19 protein-coding genes are annotated in these 23,595 nt (G+C 48.7%); 15 read left to right on the top strand and 4 right to left on the bottom strand.

The features are described 5' to 3' along the window. Window positions 1-25 precede the first annotated feature (25 nt). Both DWY93_RS12960 and DWY93_RS12955 read right to left on the bottom strand, forming a co-directional pair. On the bottom strand, window positions 26-1,837 hold the full coding sequence (locus DWY93_RS12960; RefSeq protein ID WP_117470380.1) for an AAA family ATPase: 1,812 nt from the start codon (window positions 1,835-1,837) through the stop codon (window positions 26-28). A gap of 172 nt (window positions 1,838-2,009) precedes the next feature. Continuing rightward, entirely contained in the window at window positions 2,010-2,789 is a 780-nt protein-coding gene (locus DWY93_RS12955; protein ID WP_117470381.1) for a type III pantothenate kinase, read from the bottom strand. A 195-nt stretch (window positions 2,790-2,984) separates the two neighbouring features. Here DWY93_RS12955 and coaBC point away from each other — a divergent pair, with 195 nt between their 5' ends. From coaBC to DWY93_RS12875, 15 genes are all read left to right on the top strand, one after another. Further along, window positions 2,985-4,178: a bifunctional phosphopantothenoylcysteine decarboxylase/phosphopantothenate--cysteine ligase CoaBC gene (gene coaBC / locus DWY93_RS12950; protein ID WP_117470382.1), complete on the top strand. Its 1,194-nt coding sequence runs from the start codon at window positions 2,985-2,987 to the stop codon at window positions 4,176-4,178. 472 nt (window positions 4,179-4,650) lie between these two features. Next, window positions 4,651-6,243: a peptide chain release factor 3 gene (locus DWY93_RS12945; RefSeq protein ID WP_117470383.1), complete on the top strand. Its 1,593-nt coding sequence runs from the start codon at window positions 4,651-4,653 to the stop codon at window positions 6,241-6,243. Between the two features lie 85 nt (window positions 6,244-6,328). Then, window positions 6,329-6,778, top strand: coding sequence for a GatB/YqeY domain-containing protein (locus DWY93_RS12940; protein WP_117470384.1), 450 nt, complete (start codon window positions 6,329-6,331; stop codon window positions 6,776-6,778). 203 nt (window positions 6,779-6,981) lie between these two features. Continuing rightward, a complete protein-coding gene (gene pepV, locus DWY93_RS12935) occupies window positions 6,982-8,385 on the top strand; it encodes a dipeptidase PepV (protein WP_117470385.1) in 1,404 nt (467 codons plus the stop codon). Between the two features lie 233 nt (window positions 8,386-8,618). Beyond that, the gene (locus DWY93_RS12930) at window positions 8,619-10,289 is read left to right on the top strand and encodes an AAA family ATPase (RefSeq protein WP_117470386.1); all 1,671 of its coding nucleotides are present in this window, start codon (window positions 8,619-8,621) and stop codon (window positions 10,287-10,289) included. Window positions 10,290-10,377: 88 nt separating this feature from the next. Then, the gene (locus DWY93_RS12925; protein ID WP_117470387.1) at window positions 10,378-11,205 is read left to right on the top strand and encodes an amidohydrolase family protein; all 828 of its coding nucleotides are present in this window, start codon (window positions 10,378-10,380) and stop codon (window positions 11,203-11,205) included. Window positions 11,206-11,410: 205 nt separating this feature from the next. Then, on the top strand, window positions 11,411-11,824 hold the full coding sequence (locus tag DWY93_RS17885) for a YlmC/YmxH family sporulation protein (protein WP_347466178.1): 414 nt from the start codon (window positions 11,411-11,413) through the stop codon (window positions 11,822-11,824). Window positions 11,825-11,933: 109 nt separating this feature from the next. Further along, the gene (gene aguA, locus DWY93_RS12910; protein WP_117470388.1) at window positions 11,934-13,046 is read left to right on the top strand and encodes an agmatine deiminase; all 1,113 of its coding nucleotides are present in this window, start codon (window positions 11,934-11,936) and stop codon (window positions 13,044-13,046) included. Window positions 13,047-13,073: 27 nt separating this feature from the next. Further along, window positions 13,074-13,940 carry an N-carbamoylputrescine amidase gene (gene aguB, locus DWY93_RS12905; protein ID WP_117470389.1) on the top strand — a complete coding sequence of 289 codons (867 nt, stop codon included), beginning with the start codon at window positions 13,074-13,076 and terminating at the stop codon, window positions 13,938-13,940. A 460-nt stretch (window positions 13,941-14,400) separates the two neighbouring features. Further along, window positions 14,401-15,483 (top strand): 3-isopropylmalate dehydrogenase, encoded by a 1,083-nt coding sequence (leuB, locus tag DWY93_RS12900; protein WP_117470390.1) that lies wholly within the window; start codon window positions 14,401-14,403, stop codon window positions 15,481-15,483. Window positions 15,484-15,949: 466 nt separating this feature from the next. After that, complete coding sequence (gene serC, locus DWY93_RS12895; RefSeq protein ID WP_117470391.1) at window positions 15,950-17,038, top strand: 3-phosphoserine/phosphohydroxythreonine transaminase; 1,089 nt, start codon at window positions 15,950-15,952, stop codon at window positions 17,036-17,038. Between the two features lie 32 nt (window positions 17,039-17,070). Next, window positions 17,071-18,237, top strand: coding sequence for a phosphoglycerate dehydrogenase (locus DWY93_RS12890; protein WP_117470392.1), 1,167 nt, complete (start codon window positions 17,071-17,073; stop codon window positions 18,235-18,237). A 165-nt stretch (window positions 18,238-18,402) separates the two neighbouring features. Continuing rightward, a complete protein-coding gene (locus DWY93_RS12885) occupies window positions 18,403-19,638 on the top strand; it encodes a DUF1015 family protein (RefSeq protein WP_117470393.1) in 1,236 nt (411 codons plus the stop codon). A 112-nt stretch (window positions 19,639-19,750) separates the two neighbouring features. Then, entirely contained in the window at window positions 19,751-20,839 is a 1,089-nt protein-coding gene (trpS, locus tag DWY93_RS12880; protein WP_117470394.1) for a tryptophan--tRNA ligase, read from the top strand. 99 nt (window positions 20,840-20,938) lie between these two features. Next, the gene (locus DWY93_RS12875) at window positions 20,939-21,553 is read left to right on the top strand and encodes a DedA family protein (protein WP_015553654.1); all 615 of its coding nucleotides are present in this window, start codon (window positions 20,939-20,941) and stop codon (window positions 21,551-21,553) included. Between the two features lie 686 nt (window positions 21,554-22,239). On the opposite strand, the gene DWY93_RS12870 is transcribed toward DWY93_RS12875, so the two are convergent. Next, window positions 22,240-23,148: a radical SAM protein gene (locus DWY93_RS12870; protein WP_117470395.1), complete on the bottom strand. Its 909-nt coding sequence runs from the start codon at window positions 23,146-23,148 to the stop codon at window positions 22,240-22,242. Between the two features lie 118 nt (window positions 23,149-23,266). After that, the gene (locus DWY93_RS12865; RefSeq protein ID WP_015553651.1) at window positions 23,267-23,467 is read right to left on the bottom strand and encodes a hypothetical protein; all 201 of its coding nucleotides are present in this window, start codon (window positions 23,465-23,467) and stop codon (window positions 23,267-23,269) included. Window positions 23,468-23,595 lie beyond the last annotated feature (128 nt).

Here is a 23,595-nt window from a genome sequence, read left to right as displayed (position 1 = left end):
AAATTGGTGCGGCAGCCCCTTCTCACTATTTTCGTTTCACAACGGCTGTTTTTCCACGAAAAGCAATCCCGATTTTTATGATCGGCCGGACACCCGCAGCCAGCAATTCCGTGTCGTATTTTTTCGCATCTATCTGTTGGAGTGCGCGGTCTGCCAGCACATCCAGATCCACATGATCATCATTTGTGTGTTTGAATTCAAACAGGAATCCCGGAATTCCTTTTACTAATGGATTCAGTTGAATATCAAATCGGCCAAGCCCCGATTCTCGATTGGAACGAATCTGGTACCTGTTTCCAAGGATCGCACATAATCCAAGCATCATGCCATGATAAAAACTTTCATTTGCCCCATCCATAGAAGAAATACTCTGCAGCATAAAACTCTCCAGCAAAGACTGAAGCTTTTTTGCATTCCCGGAGAATATCGCCTGATTGATAGAAATCGCGACGCTGTTCTGATTCGTCCGATTCAAAATTTCTTTTTCATAAACACAGGCAATCTCTTTATTTGGAATTGCAACATCACACATGAAATTTCCATCATTCTGTGGATAAATTTCTGCAACTTTTAAGTAACCCGCAACAAGAAGAAAACTATAAATCGTGTATGGATTATTCTGGATCTCCGGATAGATCACGCTGGTATCTATATACGTAGTGACTTTTTCACCGCAGAGCAGTTTATGAAGTCCTTCCGTTATCTCGGGTGTAGCTGTCGCGATAATCTCACCAATGATTTCGTTGCTGCCGGTAGACTGCCAGAACGCCTTTGGGAAGCACTGATCGGTAATGTAATTGATCACAGACCATGGATTAAAGATTTCTGTATGACCAAATCGGTATCCGTCATACCAGCTGCAGATCTCCTGATATTTGTCCTCTTTCCCATAGTAGTGCAGAATATCTTTTACTTCTTCAGTTGTAAAGCCGAAATATTCACTGTAACTGTCGTCCAAAATCGAATTGGTTTTCAAATTATTCATGCCGCTGAAGATGCTTTCTTTTGCAACACGGAGAATGCCTGTGAGAAAGCCAAAAGCCAGATGTGGATTATCCTTCAGGCCGCCGGAAAAGAAATTACGCATGAAATTCACGATTTCAGGATAAAAATTGCAATGATGTCCCTGCTGGATCGGTGTATCGTATTCATCAATAATGATAATACATTCTTGTCCATAATGCTTGTGCAGCAACAGAGATAAGATTTGTAATCCCATCTGGCAGTCTACTTCATTCGCATTGTCACTGGCAAGGCGATGGTACTGTTCTTTTTCATAGATTCCAAGTGCAGTACTTTCCTCAAGTTCACTGTGCCGTATAAATTCCAGTGAAATCAGCTTACGGATCTTCTGAAATGTCTCCTGCCATGTCAGACATTTTACATCCTTAAATGTCAGGAATATGACCGGATACTTTCCCTGATGCCGGGTATAACCAGAACCACACTGCCATATCTGCTTATCCTTGAAATAAATGGAGGTGTCCTCCTGTGTTTTTTCAAAAAAGACCCGAACCATATCCATATTCAATGTTTTACCGAAACGTCTCGGACGGGTAAACAACGATACCATAGGTTTCGTATCCAGAAAATCACGGATCAGCAAGGTTTTATCTACATAATAATAGCTTGTGGTCGTCGTCTTGAAATCAGAAATCCCAATGGGCATCGGCTTTTTCTTTTCGCCTGAATCTGGCCAAACTGCATTTTCTGGAATCAGCCAGGAATGTCCCTTTTTCACAGCTCCGGAAATTTCGCCCTGCTTGCACATCTGCTGGACTCTGCGCACTGTGATTCCCATTACTTTTGCCGCTTCCATGCTGGATAAATAGTTCATTGAACACCTCCAAACGTAATTTTATCATAAGTATATCCCATTAAACGAAATATTACAACTCTGCATTTCGCTTATATTTCGTTTCAAACGAAATGTATAGACAGCAACAGTCGGGAGGACAATTCTGAATAAAAAAGCCGAATGAACGTTAATTTCATTCGGCAGTGAAGCTTTACGCATCTTTTGTTTCTGTATTCTGTCTGTACAGGATCATCAGTCCGCGGAGCAGAAGATCCGGATCATATGTAATCTTATGCGTACAAAGCGGGGTGATAAATCTTGCCATGCCGCCGGTTGCGATCAGTGTGGCTTCTTCGCCGAGCTCTGCGGTCATGCGGTCGATAAGACCGTCGAGCATTGCGGCATTGCCGAGCATGATACCGTTTCTCATACATTCGATGGTGTTCTTTCCGATCGCACGTTTCGGAACATCGAAGCTGATCCTCGGAAGCTGGGCCGTATTGGAAACGAGGGAGTTTAAGGCAACCTTTACACCGGGGAGAATCACACCGCCGATGTAATTTCCATCGTGGTCCACCACATCGAGCGTTGTCGCGGTTCCCATATCCGCGATGATGATCGGTCCTTTATATTTGGCATTTGCAGCGACAGCGGCCACGATTCGGTCACCGCCGACGGTCTTAGGGTTATCCATCTTGATGTTTAAGCCTGTCTTCATGCCGGAACCGACAAGAAGCGGTTTCTTTCCGGTGATCTTCTTTACGGCGGAAGAGATCGGCGCGTTTAACGGCGGGACAACGGACGCCATAATGGAACCTTCGATATCATTTTTCTTTACTTTATGGATCTCCAGAATATTCTTTAAAAGGATCGCGTATTCGAGACTCGTTTTTCGGTCATCGGTGGTGATGCGCTCCTCAAAATATGTTTTATTGTCGTCAAGACCTCCGACAACGATATTGCTGTTTCCCATGTCGATTGCTAAAATCATTGAGAAAACTCCTTCCACAAATCTAAGTAACGTGTTATACTGTTTTTACGTGTGCAGTTGATCAAAGGTTCCGTATTTGCGGGACTTGCCAGCCGTCACTGTGAATATGAGAAACATGTGAGACAGGTTCCTCATAATTTTAAAGTTCGAATTATCTTACCATAAATTGACTAAAATTACAACGGAGGATTCCAAATGTTAGCAGGAAAAACCGTACTTTTATGCGTGAGCGGCAGTATCGCTGCATATAAAATCGCATATCTCGCCAGCGCACTGAAAAAACTGAAGGCAGATGTCCATGTGCTTATGACCCGGAATGCGACAAATTTCATCAACCCGATTACATTCGAGACACTGACCGGAAATAAATGCCTGGTGGATACGTTTGACCGGAACTTTGAGTTTTCCGTTGAACATGTTTCCCTTGCGAAGGCGGCGGACGTTGTCCTCGTTGCCCCGGCTTCCGCAAATGTGATCGCGAAGCTGGCCCATGGTCTTGCGGACGATATGTTGACGACCACGGTTCTCGCATGTACCTGCAGGAAGATCATCAGCCCGGCGATGAATACGAGAATGTTCGAGAATCCGATCACACAGGATAACTTAAAGATCTGCGAACACTACGGAATGGAAGTGATCAGTCCGGCAAGCGGATACCTCGCCTGCGGCGATACCGGAGCGGGAAAGATGCCGGAGCCGGAGGTGCTGCTCCAGTACATCTTAAAGGAAGTCCAGTACGAGAAAGACTTAAAAGGAAAGAAGATCCTCGTGACCGCAGGCCCGACGAGGGAGGCCATCGACCCGGTCCGCTATATTACAAACCACAGTACCGGAAAGATGGGGTATGCTATCGCGAAGACGGCTGCTCTCCGCGGCGCTGAGGTGACTCTTGTTTCCGGACCGGCAGAGGTGGAGCCGCCGATGTTCGTAAACTTTGTTCCGGTGGTTACTGCCAAAGATATGTTTGAGGCCGTGACAGGCCGCAGTGATGAGATGGACGCGGTGATCAAGGCCGCGGCTGTCGCTGACTACCGCCCGAAGTTCGTGAATACCGAGAAGACAAAGAAGAAAGACGGAGATATGGCGATCGAACTGGAGCGCACCGACGATATCTTAAAATGGCTCGGAGAACATAAAAAAGACAGCCAGTTCCTTTGCGGATTTTCCATGGAGACGGAACATATGCTGGAGAATTCCAGGGCAAAATTGAAGAAGAAGAACCTCGATATGATCGTTGCCAACAATCTGAAGGTTGCCGGTGCCGGTTTCGGAACGGACACGAATGTAGTGACGATGATCCGCGGGAATAAGGAGACGGAGCTTCCGATCATGTCGAAGGAAGAGGTTGCAGGGGCGATCTTAGACGAGATCTTTGAAATTAAAAGATAGAAAATTCCAATTTTTACCAGAAAATAGAAGATTCGACCACTCAGGTGCCTTTACAGGTGAAAAACGCAAGGCAGGCACAGAGTGGTGAAGATTGCTATAAATATGTTACAGTTCAGCCATTACATCTTCTTGTTTTCATATTCATGAAAACAAGAAGCTTGGTGGTTCCACCATATGCTGATTTGGATGAAAAAGTGCTTATGCAAGCAAGCTTGCAACACACTTTCTCATTCAAACCAGCGCATGGCTGAACTGTAACATAAATATAACGAATTTTAGGGCTTTCTTCTTGACGAAACTCTTAAATACTGGTAAAAATTAATTGGAATAAGAGCAGCAGAAAAAAACGGCAGTCAATGAAGGACCGCGGTTCTTTTGTGCTGTCAGCAGGAAAATATTGATAAACAGTAGCTGCCTCAACACAGGGCAGTTACGTTAGACGAAACACAAGATAGATTTGGAGGAAAATTTTTTGGCTTCATTAAATGATGAAATAAAGAGACGACGGACATTCGCGATCATTTCCCACCCGGATGCCGGTAAAACGACACTGACTGAGAAATTCCTGTTATACGGAGGTGCGATCAACCTTGCCGGAACCGTAAAGGGACGCAAAGCGACAAAGCACGCAGTCTCCGATTGGATGGAGATCGAGAAGGAGAGAGGTATCTCCGTAACATCTTCCGTACTCCAGTTCAATTACGAGGGATACTGCATCAATATTCTTGATACCCCAGGACATCAGGACTTCTCCGAGGATACCTACCGTACCCTGATGGCAGCGGACTCCGCGGTCATGGTCATCGACGGATCAAAGGGTGTCGAGGCGCAGACCATCAAACTGTTCAAAGTCTGTGTGATGCGCCATATCCCGATTTTTACCTTTGTAAACAAGATGGACCGCGAGGCGAGAGACCCGTTCGAGCTCATGAGCGAGATCGAGGAGGTTCTCGGAATCCATACCTGCCCGATCAACTGGCCGATCGGCTGTGGAAAGAGCTTCAAGGGCGTTTATGACCGTCAGACAAAGAAGATCACGACCTTCACGGCTGCCATGGGCGGACAGAAGGAGGTTGCCACAGAGACCTTCGACGTGGAGGGAACAGACGTGGATTCCGTTATCGGTTCTGATTTCCACGCTCAGTTGAGGGACGATATCGAGCTTCTCGACGGGGCAAGCGATGAGTTTGATCAGGAGCTTGTAAGTGTCGGAAAGCTTTCACCGGTGTTCTTCGGATCTGCTCTCACAAACTTCGGTGTTGAGACATTTCTGGAGCATTTCTTAAATATGACGACTTCTCCGCTTCCGCGAAGAACGACAGACGGCGTGATCGATCCGTTCAGACCTGATTTCTCCGCCTTCGTATTTAAGATCCAGGCGAATATGAATAAGGCGCACCGTGACCGTATCGCTTTCATGCGCATCTGTTCCGGTAAATTTGAGGCCGGAATGGAAGTAAACCATGTCCAGGGCGGCAAGAAGATCCGTCTGACCCAGCCGCAGCAGCTGATGGCTGAGAGCCGTAAGATCATTGACGAGGCTTATGCCGGAGATATCATCGGCGTTTTCGATCCGGGTATTTTCTCCATCGGTGACACGCTCTGTACGTCCAACGAGAAGTTCCAGTTTGAGGGTATCCCGACCTTCGCTCCGGAGCATTTCGCGAGAGTCCGCCAGATCGATACCATGAAGAGAAAACAGTTCTTAAAGGGTGTCAACCAGATCGCTCAGGAAGGCGCGATCCAGATCTTCCAGGAGTTCAATACCGGTATGGAGGAGATCATCGTCGGCGTTGTCGGTGTCCTGCAGTTTGAGGTCCTGACCTACCGCTTAAAGAATGAGTATAATGTAGACGTAAGACTGGAACAGCTTCCGTTTGAGTACATCCGCTGGGTTGAGAATCCGGAGGAAGTGGATGTGGCGAAGATCCAGGGCACATCCGATATGAAACGCATCTGTGACCTCAAGGGCAATCCGTTATTGTTATTCATCAACAGCTGGAGTGTCGGCATGGTCGAGGAGAGAAATCCGAACTTAAAACTCAGTGAGTTCGGAAAGAACTAATCAAGTTTACAAAATATATCATCACAGGAACATGCGGAACCAGTTGTTTCGACTGGGAATACCGCATAGACAGGAGGAATATAAGATGAGTAAGATCGATGTTGTAAGAGCAGCTATGGTCGAGGCGATGAAAGCAAAAGATAAAGAGAGAAAGGATTCCCTTTCCATGCTTCTCTCTGCGTTAAAGAACGCGCAGATCGACAAGCGTGAAGCTCCGCTCACAGAGGATGAGGAGAATGCGATCGTAAAGAAAGAGATCAAGCAGGTCAAGGAGACGATCGATACCGCTCCGGCAGACCGCGCTGATATCATCGAAGAGGCAAAGAAGAGACTGGCCGTATATCAGGAGTTCGCTCCGGCAGATATGACCGAGGACCAGATCAGGGAGACGATCGCAAAGGTTCTCGCAGAGCTTGGAATCGAAGCCCCGACAGCAAAGGACAAAGGAAAGATCATGAAATCCCTAATGCCGCTCGTAAAGGGGAAGGCAGACGGCAAGATCGTAAATGAGATCTTAGCTGGATTCATGAAATAAGGTAAATGAATGAAACGCCTGCGAAGCAGACAATAAAGCGCGTAAGTGCGGGTTTGTGATCAGGCATGTAGCCAATAACTGGCGCACAGAATAAGTATGGTATAAGCGGGGCTGGCTTTACGATCTCGGAAACACCCGGGATGAGACGGTCCCGCCTGTCTGTAAAATGGGTTATAACAAAAGAAATATGGAGGCGGAAATTTATGTATAAAGAGAAGATCAGCCGGTATATTGACGCGCACAGGAAAGAAATGCTGGAGGACATCGGAGCTCTTTGCCGGATCAACAGTGTGAAGGGGTCTTACCGTATCGGAAAACCGTATGGGGAAGGGTGCTCCGAGGCACTGCGTGCAGCTCTGCATATTGCGGAATGCTACGGTTTTTCCATCAACAACTATGACAACTATGTTGGAACCGTTGACATGAATGACAAAGAGGCACAGCTCGATATTCTGGCACATCTGGACGTTGTTCCGGCCGGAGACGGCTGGACCGTTACAGAACCTTTTGAGCCGGTAGTAAAAGACGGAAAGATCTATGGCCGCGGAACCGCGGACGATAAGGGACCGGCAATTGCTGCCCTCTACGCGATGCGTGCCGTAAATGAACTTGGAATCCCGATGAAAAAGAACGTCCGCCTGATCCTTGGCACTGACGAGGAGTGCGGAAGCTCCGATATCACCCACTACTACAGTGTGGAAAAGGAAGCTCCGATGACCTTCTCACCGGATGCGTCCTTCCCGGTGATCAATATCGAGAAAGGCCGGATCGGAGGTAATTTTACGGCAGAGTTCGAGCCGTCTGACCGTCTTCCGAAGATGGTATCCTTCCACAGCGGAACGAAGACGAATGTGGTTCCGGGCGCGGCAGAGGCATTATTTGAGGGTCTTGACGGAGATGAGACAGAGGCTCTTGCAAAGAGCATGGAGGAGGAGCTTGGAATCCGGTTTACGGTATCCTCTGAGGATGGCTGCCTGAAGATCGCTGCAGCTGGCGAAAACGGCCATGCAATGGCACCGTGGAAAGGAAAGAATGCCCTGACAGGACTCTTATCCCTGATCGAGCGTCTTCCGTTGGCGGAATGCGGACAGGTAAAGGCAGTCCGCGCGTTAAACCGCCTGATGCCGCACGGTGACTGGTACGGAGAAGCTCTCGGGATCAAGATGAGCGATGAGGAGTCCGGCGAGCTGACACTGGCATTCAGCATGCTGGATATTTCCGGGAAAAGCCTGGAGGGCGAATTCGACAGCCGCTGTCCGATCTGCGCCACAAAGGAAAACACCATTGATGTGATCCGTAAAAAAATGGAAGCAGATGGAATCTCCTTCAATACGGAAGAAATGAAGCCGCCGCACCATGTACCGGCAGATTCTGATTTTGTGAAGACTCTGCTCTCCGCATATGAGAAATATTCCGGAAGAAAGGGCGAGTGTATCGCCATCGGCGGCGGAACCTATGTCCACAATTTAAAGAACGGTGTTGCTTTCGGCGCTGCCCTTCCGGAGACCGAGAACCACATGCACGGCCCGGACGAGTTCGCGGTGGTTGACGAGCTCACAATGAGTGCGAAGATCTTTGCACAGGTGATTGTGGATCTTTGCTGTTAAAAGAGGTCATGATTGGGAGAAAATGAATAGATAAGCGCAGCAGAGCGCACACGGTCCGGCTTCAGAAATGGAGCCGGGCCATTTTTTGTTATGGCTTATAGCAAATTACGCAGAATGAGCGGAAGCCGGAATAGCCGCAGTAAGCAGAGCTTTTTCTTGTAAAAACACGAGATTCATGGTAGCATAGAAGCAATGAAAAATCTGTGCATGGCTGCACGAAAGGAGCAGCAGAGATGAAAGAAATGAACATTCCTGTTGGAGTTTCGGATTTTGAAGAAATTCGTAAAAATGAGTATTACTATATTGATAAATCGGAATTAATAGGAGAGCTGCTCAGCAGAACGGGAATAAAAGTAACGCTTATTACCCGTCCCCGGCGCTTCGGCAAGACATTGGGCATGAGCATGCTGGAAAGATTCTTCGACATCCGCAAGGAGAGCAGAAAACTGTTTGAGGGACTGAAAATTACAGAAAACCAGGCATTGTGCGATGCGTGGATGAACCAGTATCCGACAATTTTTGTTTCGTTTCGACAGGTAGATGGACTGGATTTCACTGGGGCATACGATATGCTCACAATGGTGATTGCAGATTTGTACAACAGACATCTCTATTTGCTTGATGGTAAAAATGCCACGGACTTCCAAAAAGCGGCGTTTGCACATCTCGCACATGGCAGCGGTTCGATAAAAGAAGTTAAGAGCAGCCTTATGCTTTTGACAACGATGATGCAAAGCTATTATGAAAAGCCTGTAATTCTTCTTATAGATGAGTATGATGTTCCCGTAGCAAAAGCGAACAACAACGGTTACTATGATGAAATGCTCGATGTTATGAAAGGCTTGATGCAGGCACTGAAGGACAATCAGGCACTTCGGTTCGCGGTTGTTACGGGGTGTCTGAAGATTGCAAAAGAGAGCATCTTTACTGGAACAAATAAGTTTGTGTCGGATACGATCACAAATTCCCGTTTGAACGAGTATTTTGGTTTTGTACAGAGCGAGGTTGACCAGCTGCTGAATGACACCGGTCTGACGGAACAGGCTGACAATATCAGGAAATGGTATGATGGCTACCATTTCGGTGATTTTGATGTTTACTGCCCGTGGGATGTTATGAATTATATGTTGGAACTGCAGCGAAATCCGAAAGCCAGACCGGTCAGCTATTGGAAAAACACCAGCGACAATGCCATCATACGTTCCTTTATTGAGTATGCAGGCGGTACGATTACAAATAAGCTTGAAACTTTGATGGCGGGCGGCTGTATTGTTCAGCGTGTAGATGAAAACCTGACCTATGATTATCTGCATTCTTCGGAAGAGAATCTTTGGAGTACACTATATCTGACGGGCTACTTAACCAAAGCGCGCAAGGGAGATTACAAGGACGAACTGCCGGATGGCATGGCTGCTCTTATGATTCCGAATGCAGAAATCAAAGAGATTTTTGAAACGACAGTTATTAAATGGTTCGATGACAGCACGAAGAAGTGGAATCGAAATGCTTTGTTTGACGCTGTATGGAACGGTGACAGTGAGAGGATTACCAAAGAAATGAATGCCCTGCTCCGGCGGACGATCAGCTACCATGACTATCGGGAAGACTTCTACCACGCTTTTCTTGCAGGTATCTTCACCGGCGCCGGATATATGGTGGATTCCAACAAGGAACACGGAGAAGGCCGGAGCGATGTGGTTATTTACGATTCTATGAATGCCCGTGTTGCAATTTTTGAGGCAAAGTATACGAAGGTTCTGGAAAATCTGGGGAGTGCGTGCGATACAGCTTTGCGGCAAATTGATGATCGAATGTACGCAAAGGAGTATGAGGAAGACTATGACCAGATTCTTTGCTACGGTATTTCGTTTTTTAAAAAGCGCTGCATGGTAAAGAAAAAGTGACTCATTGCAAATAAAAACCAAAGCCGCAGAAAAATTCAGGAACATGCTGCCGAAAACGGTGCATGGAGGAAGAACTGGAGAAGAATAGATGAATTGCAGGATCATTGACATTCACACCCATATCTATCCGGTTGCCCTAGCGAGACGGGCCATGGAGGTCACCGGGCATGAAAATGATGATTTTAAGAAGCTTCCGATCAGGGAAAATCTGCTGGCGCGGATGCGGGAGGCGGGAGTGGATCTCTCCGTGAACCTGCCGGTGGTATCGAAACCACAGAATCAGGGGGAGGTGAACCGGTTCGCGAAGGAAGCGGCAAGAAAGAATATTATCCCATTCGGGGGACTCCATCCGGACTGTGAGAATGTGATCGAGGAGCTGGAAAAGCTGAAGGACATGGAGATGGCTGGGATCAAGTTCCATCCGCCGTTTCAGAAGGTCCATCTGGAAGATCCAAAGTATGAGGAGATGTGGAGAAAGATCAATGAGTTGGGATTTCCGGTGCTGATCCACATGGGGACAGCGAGGATCGTGCGCCCCTATGACCTTTACCCGTCGGGAATCCGGAAGATCTTAAAATATGCCCCGGATATCCCGATCATCATGGCCCATATGGGAAGCTTCTGCATGATGAAAAATCCCAATGAGAATCTTGAAAATCTGCCGGAAAATGTATTTATCGATACGGCCATGAGCGCGGAGCTGGAGGAAGCCGGAGAGTTCGAGAAGATCGTCCGGCAGTTCGGCACAAAGCGGGTGCTCTACGGCTGCGATTTTCCTTATGGCAGCCAGAAAGCCGCAATCGCGAGGATCAAGGACAGCAGCTTCACGGACAGTGAGAAAGAGGATATGCTGTGGAGAAATGCGGCGAAGATCCTGAAAACGGTGGGCAAACTGCCGGAGAATCTTGAACTGTAAAATTTCAAAGAATTCATGTAACTGTGAGGAGACTGAACAATTACGAAATCATAATGAAAAATAATGCCGGATACTCATCTCAGGGACAAGAATGGGAACATAAACTATATGTAGAGAGTATGACTCATGAACGGCAGTCTGCGCGATAAGGATGCTGTTGATGGGATACATAAAATGTTTCGATTCGGGAGATGATGCCATGCGGATGAGCGAATTGAAGAGACGGGAAGTGATCAACGTCTGCGACTGCAAACGTTTAGGCTTTGTGGGTGATCTGGATGTCGATCCGTGTACAGGCAGGATTCTGGCGATCATCGTGCCGGGACCGGGCTGTGTCTGCGGTTTCCTGGGACGGGAAAAAGAATTTGTGATCCCTTTTGGGGACATCTGCCAGATTGGAGATGATATCATTCTGGTCCGGGTTGAGGAGAAGAAGGATAAGCCGCCGAAACCTCCGAAGCCAGGCCCGCCACCGCCGCCAAAGCCGCCGTTTTGTCCCTGCCCGCCTCCATGTGAGCCGGGAGGAAGATGTGACTGTCCGCCGCCGTGTAATATGGATTGTGGCTGCCCTCCGCCTTGTGACCAGGAAAAAGGCGGTTATATAAAAAAGTGGCGGTAAGAAACCTGGAAGTGAGAGCGGCTTCCGGGGCGAATAGCAGGAAGATGGACATGAGATAGATCAGTATAATTAGTAGTTAATGAAGATAAGTCAGGAAAGGAACTGAAGAATGAACAAACTTCACACGATACCGGCAGCGGATGGATTCCGCATGCCGGGCGAATTTGAACCTCACAGAGGCTGCATCATGATCTGGCCGAAGCGTCCGGGAAGCTGGAACTACGGCGCGAAAAAAGCGAGAGAGGCATTTAAGCGCGTGGCATGGGCCATCGCCGAGAGCGAGGAGGTCTTTATGCTGGCGGAGCCGGATGTGGAGGAGAATGCCCGCGAGATGTTATCCGGGAATCCGGGACACGGGATCCACGTGATCCGGATGGAGTCCGACGATGCCTGGGCGCGGGATGTGGCACCGACCTTTGTGGTGAACGGGGAAGGCACTGTCCGTGGCATTGACTGGGAGTTCAACGCCTGGGGTGGAACCGTGGACGGACTTTACGCCCACTGGGAGAAGGACGATCTTGTGGCGGAAAAAGTCTGTGGGGAGCTTGGCTATGACTGCTACGAGGCCCACCCCTTCGTTCTGGAAGGCGGTTCGATCCATTCTGACGGAGAGGGGACGGTTCTTGTGACGGCAGCGTGCCTCCTGAGCGGAGGAAGAAATCCGAAGCTCACAAAGGACGAGATCGAAAAGAAGCTCTGTGCTTACCTCGGGGCTAAAAAGGTGATCTGGCTGGAACATGGAATCTACAATGACGAGACGAATGAACATGTGGACAACATCTGCGCGTTCGTGCGCCCGGGCGAGGTGGTCTTAGGCTGGACCGATGATGAGAAGGATCCCCAGTATGCCATGTCGAAGAGCTGTCTGGATATTTTAGAACATGAGACGGATGCTATGGGAAGAAAAATCAAAGTCCACAAGCTTCCAATCCCAAAGACACCGATCTGTGTGACGGAGGAAGAACTCGGCGGTTATGAGTTTGAGGACGGCGAGGACACGAGAGAAGTCGGGGAACGGCTGGCGGCAAGTTATGTAAACTTCTATATCTCAAACGGCGGAGTGATCGTGCCGCAGTTTGGGGATGAGCATGATAAGACGGCGGTGGAGATCCTCGGAAAAGTGTTCCCGAAAAGAAAGATCTGCCCGATCCCGGCCCGGGATATTCTGCTCGGCGGCGGAAATATCCACTGTATCACACAGCAGATCCCGCAGGGAAGATAGGAAAGATACGATAGGAGGAAATACAAAATGCGAAAGGTAAAAGTTGCAGCGGTACAGATGCGCTGCACAGAAAATGTAAATGAAAATATCGCGAACGCAGAGAAACTCGTGAGAGAAGCGGCGATGGACGGCGCACAGATCATCCTGCTCCCGGAGCTCTTTGAGCGCCAGTATTTCTGCCAGGAGCGCCAGTACGAATACTATGAGTTTGCAAAGCCGGTGGAGGAGAACGACGCGGTAAAACACTTCGCGAAGGTGGCGGAGGAGCTCAAAGTCGTTCTTCCAATCAGCTTCTACGAGAAGGACGGAAAGCGCCTGTTCAACACTGTTGCGATCCTTGACGCAGATGGAACAAATCTTGGAATCTACCGGAAGACCCATATCCCGGATGACCACTATTATCAGGAGAAATTCTACTTCACACCGGGAGATACGGGGTTTAAGGCATTTAAGACCCGCTATGGCACCATCGGCGTGGGTATCTGCTGGGACCAGTGGTTCCCGGAGACCGCGAGATTTATGGCGGTAAAGGGCGCAGAGCTCTTATTCTACCCGACAGCCATCGGCAGCGAGCCGATCCTCTCTGTGGACAGCATGCCCCACTGGAGACGCTGCATGCAGGGCCATTCTGCGTCGAACCTGATGCCGGTGATCGCGGCAAACCGTGTGGGACTGGAAGAGGTAACGCCATGTGAGGCAAACGGAAACCAGAAATCAGCCCTGAAATTCTATGGCTCTTCCTTCATCACGGACGGTGCCGGCGAAGTGCTCCGGTCCATGGACCGCGACAGCGAGGGCGTGATCACAGCGGAGTTCGATCTGGATGAGCTGGAGCGCGAGAGATTCTCATGGGGACTCTTCCGCGATAGAAGACCGGAGATGTACCACGAGTAAGAAAAATTCTGAGAAGAAAAAGGGTTACTGTACAAGGGTAGGAATTTTCTGAACTGAAAATTCCGTACAATACAGTGGTGGTAGTGGATTTTGCCGATTCGGAATGCGAAGCATCGGCAAAATCAGTTACTGTTTGCGCAAAGCGTGAACAGTAACGAAAAAGGCACATGCCATGGAATAAACATTGGTTCCGGGTGATGTGCCTTTTATCATGAAGAGAAGCAGTGAGAGTGAACCCTGCTAAAGTATAACTGTGATTCATATAAATAATAGAAAACATATATGCCAGTAATTTCTCCAATTTGTTGAAAATTAAGAAAAATTAGAGTATGATTACAAAGAGATAATCGGACAGAAAAGGAATTAGTCCGGTACAAATATGAAAAGTAAAATACCCGAAAAATATGGAAATGACGGCAGCATTTCGTGAATTTTCAGGCGGGATATGGAGGAAAAAGGCATGGAATATAGAATTGCAACGATCTCCGGTGACGGGATCGGTCCGGAAATCGTGAGAGAAGCAAAGAAAGTTTTAGATAAAACAGGTCAGAAATACGGTCATAAATTCAACTATGAAGAGGTCCTCATGGGTGGAATCTCCATCGACACCTACGGTGTGCCGCTGACAGACGAGGCGCTGGAGACCGCAAAGAAGAGTGACGCTGTTCTTCTCGGTGCAGTCGGTGGAAATGTCGGCAACTCCCGCTGGTACGATGTTGCCCCGAACTTAAGACCGGAGGCAGGACTTCTTGCGATCCGTAAAGGATTAAATCTCTTCGCAAATATCCGCCCGGCATACCTCTACAATGATCTTGCAGGCGCATGCCCGTTAAAACAGGAGATCATCGGTGACGGCTTCGACATGGTCATCGTCCGCGAGCTGACCGGAGGCCTTTACTTCGGTGAGCGCCACACAGAGACCGTAAACGGTGTTGAGCAGGCGACAGATACTCTCGTTTACAGCGAGAAGGAGATCCGCCGCGTAGCGATCAAGGCATTCGAGATCGCCATGAAGAGAAAGAAGAAAGTAACAAGTGTCGATAAGGCAAACGTTCTCGATTCCTCCAGACTCTGGAGAAAAGTTGTTGCGGAAGTCGCAAAGGACTACCCGGAAGTCACTCTTGAAAATATGCTGGTCGACAACTGCGCAATGCAGCTCGTTATGAACCCGCGCCAGTTCGATGTGATCTTAACAGAGAACATGTTTGGCGATATCTTATCCGACGAGGCGAGCATGATCACCGGTTCCATCGGTATGCTGTCCTCCGCAAGCTTAAATGAGAGCAAATTTGGTCTCTACGAGCCGAGCCATGGTTCCGCACCGGATATCGCAGGAAAAGACATCGCAAATCCGATCGCGACGATCCTCTCCGCAGCTATGATGCTCCGCTTCTCCTTCGACCTTGACAAGGAAGCAGATGCTATCGAGGATGCGGTCAGAAAGGTCCTCGCAGAGGGCTACCGTACCGTCGATATCATGGACGAGGGCAAAAAGCAGGTTGGAACCACTGAGATGGGAAATCTGATCTGTGATAGAATCTGATAAAATAAAGCAGAACGAGACTGGCAGAATACATGAGTTCATGTGTTCTGCCTTTTTTATGTAACAGGAAATTCCCTGTTACATAAAAAGGCACTAACGTGTCCAAGATGCACACTCGCGAGAAGATATAGATTGTCGCAAGCGACCGTGCGAGGCGCGAGAATGTGCCAAGGCACATTCTTTTTATAGAAATCCGGAAGAAATTGCCGACAGCAGTCATATATTTTAAAAAAAATTACCAAAAATGAAAAAAAGTTTGCATAATTCGGGGCAAATCAAAAATTTATCATTGATTTGCCCGGGCACTTGTGTTAGGATATATGTCAAATCATCCTAAGGCGTCGCGTTACACTGGTAGAGAAGAGACAGAGTAAAGTACGGCGCCGGATCGAGAGACAAAGGCTGAATGTGTGGTCATTCCTGAAAGGACCGATCATAGAGCAATCAGAGAGAGGGGAATAAAACTATGAGCAGAGTCTACAACTTTTCCGCAGGTCCGGCCGTGCTGCCGGAAGAAGTCTTAAAAGAAGCAGCAGCCGAGATGCTTGATTACAATGGAACCGGAATGTCCGTCATGGAGATGAGCCACCGCTCAAAAGCGTTCGAGGAGATCATCCAGACAGCAGAGCAGGACATCCGAGACCTCTTAAAGATTCCGGATAACTACAAAGTCCTGTTTTTACAGGGCGGCGCTCACCAGCAGTTCGCTGCAGTACCGTTGAACCTGTTCAAGAACCGTGTCGGCGATTATATTATCACCGGACAGTGGGCAAAGAAGGCATGGAAGGAAGCAAAGCTTTACGGAACCGCAAATGCCATCGCGTCCAGCGAAGACGAGACCTTCAGCTATATTCCGGACTGTTCCGATCTTCCGGTCGATGAGAATGCTGACTATGTTTATATCTGCGAGAATAATACGATCTACGGAACAAAATTCCATACACTCCCGAACACAAAGGGAAAAACACTCGTCTCCGATGTGTCCTCCTGTTTCCTCTCTGAACCGATGGATGTATCAAAATACGGTGTGATCTATGGCGGTGTCCAGAAAAACATCGGACCGGCAGGTGTTGTTATCGTGATCATCCGTGAGGACCTGATCCGCGAGGATGTTCTTCCGGAGACACCGACGATCATGCGCTACGATGTCCAGGCGAAGGCCGGATCCCTCTACAACACTCCGCCGTGTTACGGAATCTATATCTGTGGCAAGGTCTTCAAATGGCTGAAGAAGCAGGGCGGACTGGAAGCTATGAAGGAGAGAAACGAGAGAAAGGCAAAGCTCCTCTATGATTACCTGGACGAGAGCAAGCTTTTCCACGGAACTGTCCGCAAAGAGGACCGTTCCATCATGAATGTGCCATTCGTTACAGGTGATAAAGATCTGGATGCCCTGTTCGTAAAAGAGGCGGAGGCAGCCGGATTCGTGAACTTAAAAGGACACCGTACCGTCGGCGGCATGAGAGCCAGCATCTACAACGCAATGCCGGAGGAGGGTGTTGTGAAGCTTGTAGAATTTATGAAGAAATTTGAGGCGGAACACGCGGACGCGTAAGACTGCCGGATGAAAATATCAGAGGAAAAATCATGAGAAATATTTGTTGTTTAAATCAGATCTCCCACTATGGCACAGACCGCCTCACGGGAGACTATAAACTTGTAGATGATATTAAGGATGCGGAAGGAATCCTGGTCCGCAGCGCGTCTCTCCACGAGACAGAATTCCCGGCTGGACTCGAGGCCGTCGCCAGAGCCGGAGCCGGAGTCAACAATATCCCGCTCGACGAGTGTGCGAAGAAAGGCATCGTCGTATTCAATACACCGGGCGCAAATAAGAACGGTGTAAAGGAGCTTGTTCTCGCAGGCCTGTTCCTGACATCCAGAGACGTTGTCGGTGGTATCGGGTGGTGCAGGGAACATGCCGGGGAAGAGGACATTGCGAAGAAGATGGAGAAGAGCAAAAAGGCCTTTGCAGGAAACGAGATCAAGGGCAAGAAGCTCGGCGTCATCGGTCTCGGTGCGATCGGCTGTGAGGTCGCAAACGCTGCCGCGGCTCTCGGAATGGAAGTTTACGGGTATGACCCGTTTATCTCCGTCAACGCCGCATGGATGCTGTCTCGCTCCGTAAAACATATCATGGACGTGAACACGATCTACAAAGACTGTGATTACATCACTGTCCATGTGCCGCTTCTTGATTCCACGAAGGAAATGATCAACAAGGATGCTTTTGACCAGATGAAGGACGGCGTCGTGATCTTAAACTACGCGAGAGACCTGCTTGTAAATGATGATGATATGGCAGAGGCGTTAAAGTGCGGAAAGGTGAAGAAATACATCACCGACTTCCCGAACGCGAAGACTTCTGCAATGGAAGGCGTGATCGCTACACCGCATCTTGGCGCATCCACGGAGGAATCCGAGGACAACTGCGCGGTGATGGCTGCGGATGAGTTAAAGGATTACTTAGAAAATGGTAATATCAAGAACTCTGTAAACTATCCGGCGTGCGACATGGGAATCTGTCAGGTGGCAGGAAGAATCGGCCTGCTCCACGCGAATATTCCGAACATGATCGGACAGATCACGTCGATCCTGGCTGCTGAGGGAATCAATATCGCCAATATGACGAACAAGAGCCGCGACAAGTATGCGTACACGCTTCTTGATCTGGAGAATCCGGTGAAAGAGGAGGCGGTTGCCCACCTTGAAAAGATCAGCGGAATGTATAAGGTCCGTGTGATCAAGGGCTAAAAAATATAGTCGAAAAGAGAATAATACGGCTGCATAAGAAGATGGCAGCTGTGAAATGTAATTGTAATTCATCCATGTACGAAAAATCGTCATGGATGAATTGCGTTTATAGAGAATTGAGTGTAATATAGAGGCAGGATAAAATAATATGGGGAGGTAACAGGCATGGCAGTAGTGAGACCGTTTTCATGCGTGCGCCCGGCAGCAGAACATGCGGCAGAGATCGCGGCACTTCCGTATGATGTATACAACAGGGAGGAGGCAAAGCGAGAGGTGAAGTCCCATCCGCTTTCCTTCCTCGCCATCGACCGCCCGGAGACGGGATTCCCGGACACGGCGGACATGTACGCGCCGGAGGTCTATGCCCACGCAAAGGATCTTTTCGAACAATGGGTGAAGAACGGAAACTATGTGGAAGATCCGAATGAGACCTACTATCTCTATGAACTCACGATGAACGATCATCCCCAGACAGGAATCGTGGCATGCTCAAGCGTAGATGACTATGTAAACGGCGTGATCAAGAAGCACGAGAACACGAGAGAGGAGAAGGAACTGGACCGGATCCGCCATATCGATGTGATGGACGCCCAGTCCGGACCGATTTTTCTCGCATATCGCCCGGTAAAACGCTTAAAAGAACTGGTTGCACTTGCAAAAGAGGAGAATCCGCTTTATAATTTTATCTCAGAGGATGGAATCAGACACCGGGTATGGAAAATCGGATCCGGTGATATGATAAAAGAGATCCGGGAGGAATTTGAAAAGCTCCCGGCGACATATATCGCAGACGGTCATCACCGCGCGGCTTCTGCCGTGAAGGTTGCCTTAAAGCGCAGGGCGGAACACCCGGACGCGCCGAAGGACGCCCCGTTCAACTACTTCCTCTCCGTACTGTTCTCAGAGGATGAACTGACGATCCTGCCGTATAACCGTGTAGTGTGGGATCTGAACGGACACTCGGAGGAGGAGCTCTTAAAGGAAGCTTCGAAGCTTTTTGAGGTCTCCGGACCTTTAAAGGAAGCTGTGGAGCCGAAGGAACGCGGTGAGGTCGGCATGTACCTCGGAGGAACATGGTATGATCTGAAATTAAAGGCGGGAGTCCGACCGGATGATCCGGTGAAGGGACTTGACGTGTCCGTGCTCCAGGAGAAATTCCTGGCTCCGGTGCTTGGAATCGGAGACCCGAGAACGGATAAGCGCATCGACTTTGTGGGCGGGATTCGCGGCGTGAAAGAACTGGAGCGCCGCTGTGAGGCGGACATGAAGATCGCCTTTTCCATGTATCCGACATCGATGGAAGAACTGCTGTCTGTTGCGGACGCGGGGCTTCTGATGCCGCCGAAATCGACCTGGTTTGAACCGAAACTGCGAAGCGGAATTTTCATCCACCGGCTGTAGCCTGAAACTTGGGGTCAGCCGACAGGATTTCTGGAGATCGAAATGGGACTGCAGTCGTGGAGCCGCCGGTATCACAGAAACCTGACATCACAGGAGAGAAAGGAATATTGTTGTGGGAAAGATTATTTTAACAGGAGACCGTCCGACAGGTCGTCTTCATGTAGGACATTATGTAGGATCTCTTAGAAGAAGAGTAGAGCTTCAGAATTCCGGAGAGTATAGCGATATCTATATCATGATTGCTGACTCCCAGGCGCTCACAGACAATGCGGATAACCCGGAGAAGGTCCGCCAGAATATTCTGGAGGTTGCGCTCGATTACCTGTCTGCAGGTCTTGATCCGGAAAAATCCACGATCTTTATCCAGTCCATGGTGCCGGAGCTCTACGAGATGACCGCTTACTATATGGACATCGTTACGGTTTCCAGATTACAGAGAAACCCAACCGTAAAGAGCGAGATCCAGATGAGAAATTTTGAGGCCAGCATCCCGGTAGGCTTCTTCACCTACCCGATCAGCCAGGCAGCAGATATCACAGCCTTCAAGGCAAACGTGGTTCCGGCTGGTGAGGACCAGATGCCGATGGTTGAGCAGACAAGAGAGATCGTTCACAAATTCAATACGGTATACAATACAGATACTCTTGTTATGCCGGATATTCTTCTTCCGAGCAATAACGCATGCCGCCGTCTTCCGGGCACCGACGGAAAGGCAAAGATGAGCAAATCCTTAGGAAACTGCATCTACCTTTCCGATACAGAGGAGGACGTAAAGAAGAAAGTCATGTCCATGTACACAGATCCGAACCACTTAAAGGTAAGCGATCCGGGACAGGTTGAGGGAAATACCGTCTTCACATATCTGGACGCATTCTGCAAGGACGAATACTTCGCAGAGTTCTGGCCGGATTACAAGAACCTCGACGAGGTGAAAGAGCACTACAAACGCGGTGGACTTGGCGATGTAAAGGTCAAGAAGTTCTTGAACCGTGTGCTTGAGGAGGAGCTCCGTCCGATCCGCGAGAGAAGAAAGAGATGGGAGCAGGACATCCCGGCTGTATACGAGATCTTAAAGAGCGGAAGCGAGAAGGCAGAGCGCGTGGCTGCACAGACATTAAAGGAGATGCGTGCGGCTATGAAGATCAACTACTTTGACGATGCGGCGCTGATTGCGGAGCAGAGTAAGAAGTATAACGGTTAATATAAAAGCTGAATCTGCAGATGAATGGATTCGGGAAAAGTGAATAAAACAGACTGGATGCTGCATATATTATACCCATGGTAAAGCGGGGGTGTCTGTATGCGGGAGCTGGTACTGGAATTGATGGGGGAATACGGCAATCTTGCTGTGTTCCTCCTTATTTTAGTTGAAAATCTCTTTCCTCCGATCCCGTCGGAGGTGATCCTGACCTTTGGGGGCGTCATGACGGTCTGCACGGACATGACGCCCGTCGGTGTGATCCTGTTTTCCACTGCCGGATCGCTGGCGGGGGCTGTCATTCTATACAGCGTGGGACGGTTTCTGCCGGATGAGGTGTTCCGGAAACTGCTCTGCGGACAGATCGGACATCTGCTTCACTTCCGCCTGGAAGATGTGGATCTCGCGAAAGGATGGTTCAGGGAACGCGGGAGATCGGCGGTGTTCCTGTGCAGGCTGATCCCCATCGTCCGCAGCCTGATCTCCATCCCTGCAGGGATTGCCAGGATGCAGTTTGTGCCGTTTCTTGTCTTTACGGCGGCGGGAAGTCTTCTGTGGAACACGGTCCTCGTCTATGCCGGGAGGATTGCTGGGGACTCCTGGGAGAAGGTGTCGGCGGCCTTTGGGGTGTATTCGGATCTGTTTCTCATGATAGCTGGGATCTCCATCGCCTTTGCTGTCCTGTTTCGCGGGTGCGGAGAAAGAAGAAAGCTGTAGAAGCCATATAGAAAGGTCATTGCGGATGGGAGAAGGATGGAAAAAGAGAGTGAATTTCTTTTGCGAAATAATATAATTATTTGAATAATTATATACAATAGAACAATAAACTAATAACAATAAAACAAAAAATATTTTTTCTAAAAACATATTGACAAATGAGAAGATATCGAATATAATGAAGACAACAAAAAGAAAGAGAGAACAAAGCAAAGAAGATGAAAAGGTTCGTACTTAAAAAAATCTAAGTAAAGGAGGTACAGTCCACCGAACACATAAGTCTCGTTCCATTTTTCAAATTTGAAAAATCCGGAACAAAGGAAAAACACAAAACCGGGTAATTAATCGAAAAAAAGATTATTTGAAATCCTTCAAGATATGACGAGAAAGTATCAAAAAGAGAAATACAATAATCGATATGAGAACGAAAAGAAAGATAAGATTTCGGAAAAAGCCGGCGGAGTGAAAAAGGAAAACTTCATATAGAAAAAAATCTAATGAAAACGAGGTAAGATCCATTGGATAACGCAGAACATTAAGGTGGGTATCGAAACAAGAAAATTGATTCGGTACCCACTTTTTATGCGCAGAAAAGAATTGCTGCCACTTGCTTTTGGGGGGAGAGTAGCAAACTGTCTGTACGAACCAGGTGCAGGTCTGTAACCGGGCAGGCTTATTAATCTGTATTAAAGCCCTTCACAGTCAAACGGTGGCGTATATTCTTCTTTCGCGCTGCTTCTTTCCTGCATAAACCCTTCCGTGAGACCGAGGTCAATCGCGGTGTCAACGACTTTGTTGTACTCATAGGAGGTGATCCGCCGGTTGATCTCCGGATATTCGGTGCTCCTGTAGAACGGCGTATACTGGCTCATGATGCTGATAAGATACTGGTGATCCGGGAGATTTTCCCTGATCCAGTGCAGGAGGCGGATCGAGTCCTCTTTTGCGCCCGGAAGAACCATGTGACGGATGATGACGCCGCGGTCCAGCATTGATGGATTCCTTTTATTCCAGGAAAGTCCGCCGGTGAGGCGGATCATTTCTTTTATGGCGGCGGAAGCTTTCTCGAAATAGTCCGGGGCGGCGGAGTATTTCTTGGCGAGACCGCTGTCCATGTATTTGAGGTCTGGAAGCCAGATATCGACGTAGTCTGCGAGATCACGGATCGTTTCAAGCTTTTCGTAGCCGCCGCAGTTAAAGACGACAGGGATCTGAAGCTTCGGCTTCGCGAGATCCAGGGCGCGGACGATAGATGGAGCGAACTGGGTCCCGGTCACGAGGTTGATGTTTGCGGCGCCTTTTTCCTGGAGTTCCAGGAAGATATCGGCGAGGCGGGAGACGGAGATGGTTTTTCCGTAGTTTTCGTGACTCAGCTGGAAGTTCTGGCAGAAGACGCAGCGTAACGTACAGCCGGAGAAGAAGACGGTTCCGCTTCCGGTGGTGCCGCTGATGCAGGGTTCTTCCCACATATGCAGGGCGGCCCTGGCGGCGCGGAGCTCGTGCCCGGCGCCGCAGAAGCCGGTGGATGTTGTTCGGTCGGCATGACATTCCCTTGGACAGAGGGTGCATGATCGGTAGATGGATTCGGTTAACATAACTTTACATACTTCTTTCGTGGTGATTTATGAGCCAGATGCCTGCAGATGATCGGTATTCAGGCACTGGCGGTCGGGCAAAATGCTTTCAAGGGATCATGTGGATCAAAGCGCTGGTTCAGGATCTTGCTTTGTCGGAATTGTATTCAGCCCGATCCGGGGTATCCGGCAGGTAGTGGTAGAGGTCCTGATAGTGCTCGAATTCCGCATCGGTCTCCGGAAGGGCGGGGATCAGGCCGGTACAGTCGGTGGCGGAGCAGGCCTGGATGTCGATGTCCCAGTCGGCGCTGGTAAGCAGTTTCTTTGATGAGTTTTTCATGGAATCACCTCCTGAATTATAGTTTTCATCGAAAAAAGAAAATAAAACAGGAAAGTAATTCAAAAAAAAATTATATAGTGCAGGATTTCTAAATTAACCTGTTGTGCTAGATAAAATAATATAAAGAA

Source organism: Clostridium sp. AF28-12, from assembly GCF_003435225.1.
GTDB classification, from domain to species: domain Bacteria; phylum Bacillota; class Clostridia; order Lachnospirales; family Lachnospiraceae; genus Pilosibacter; species Pilosibacter fragilis.
Note: the sequence above shows the minus strand (reverse complement) of the source record. Positions and strands in the feature narration are given on the sequence as shown.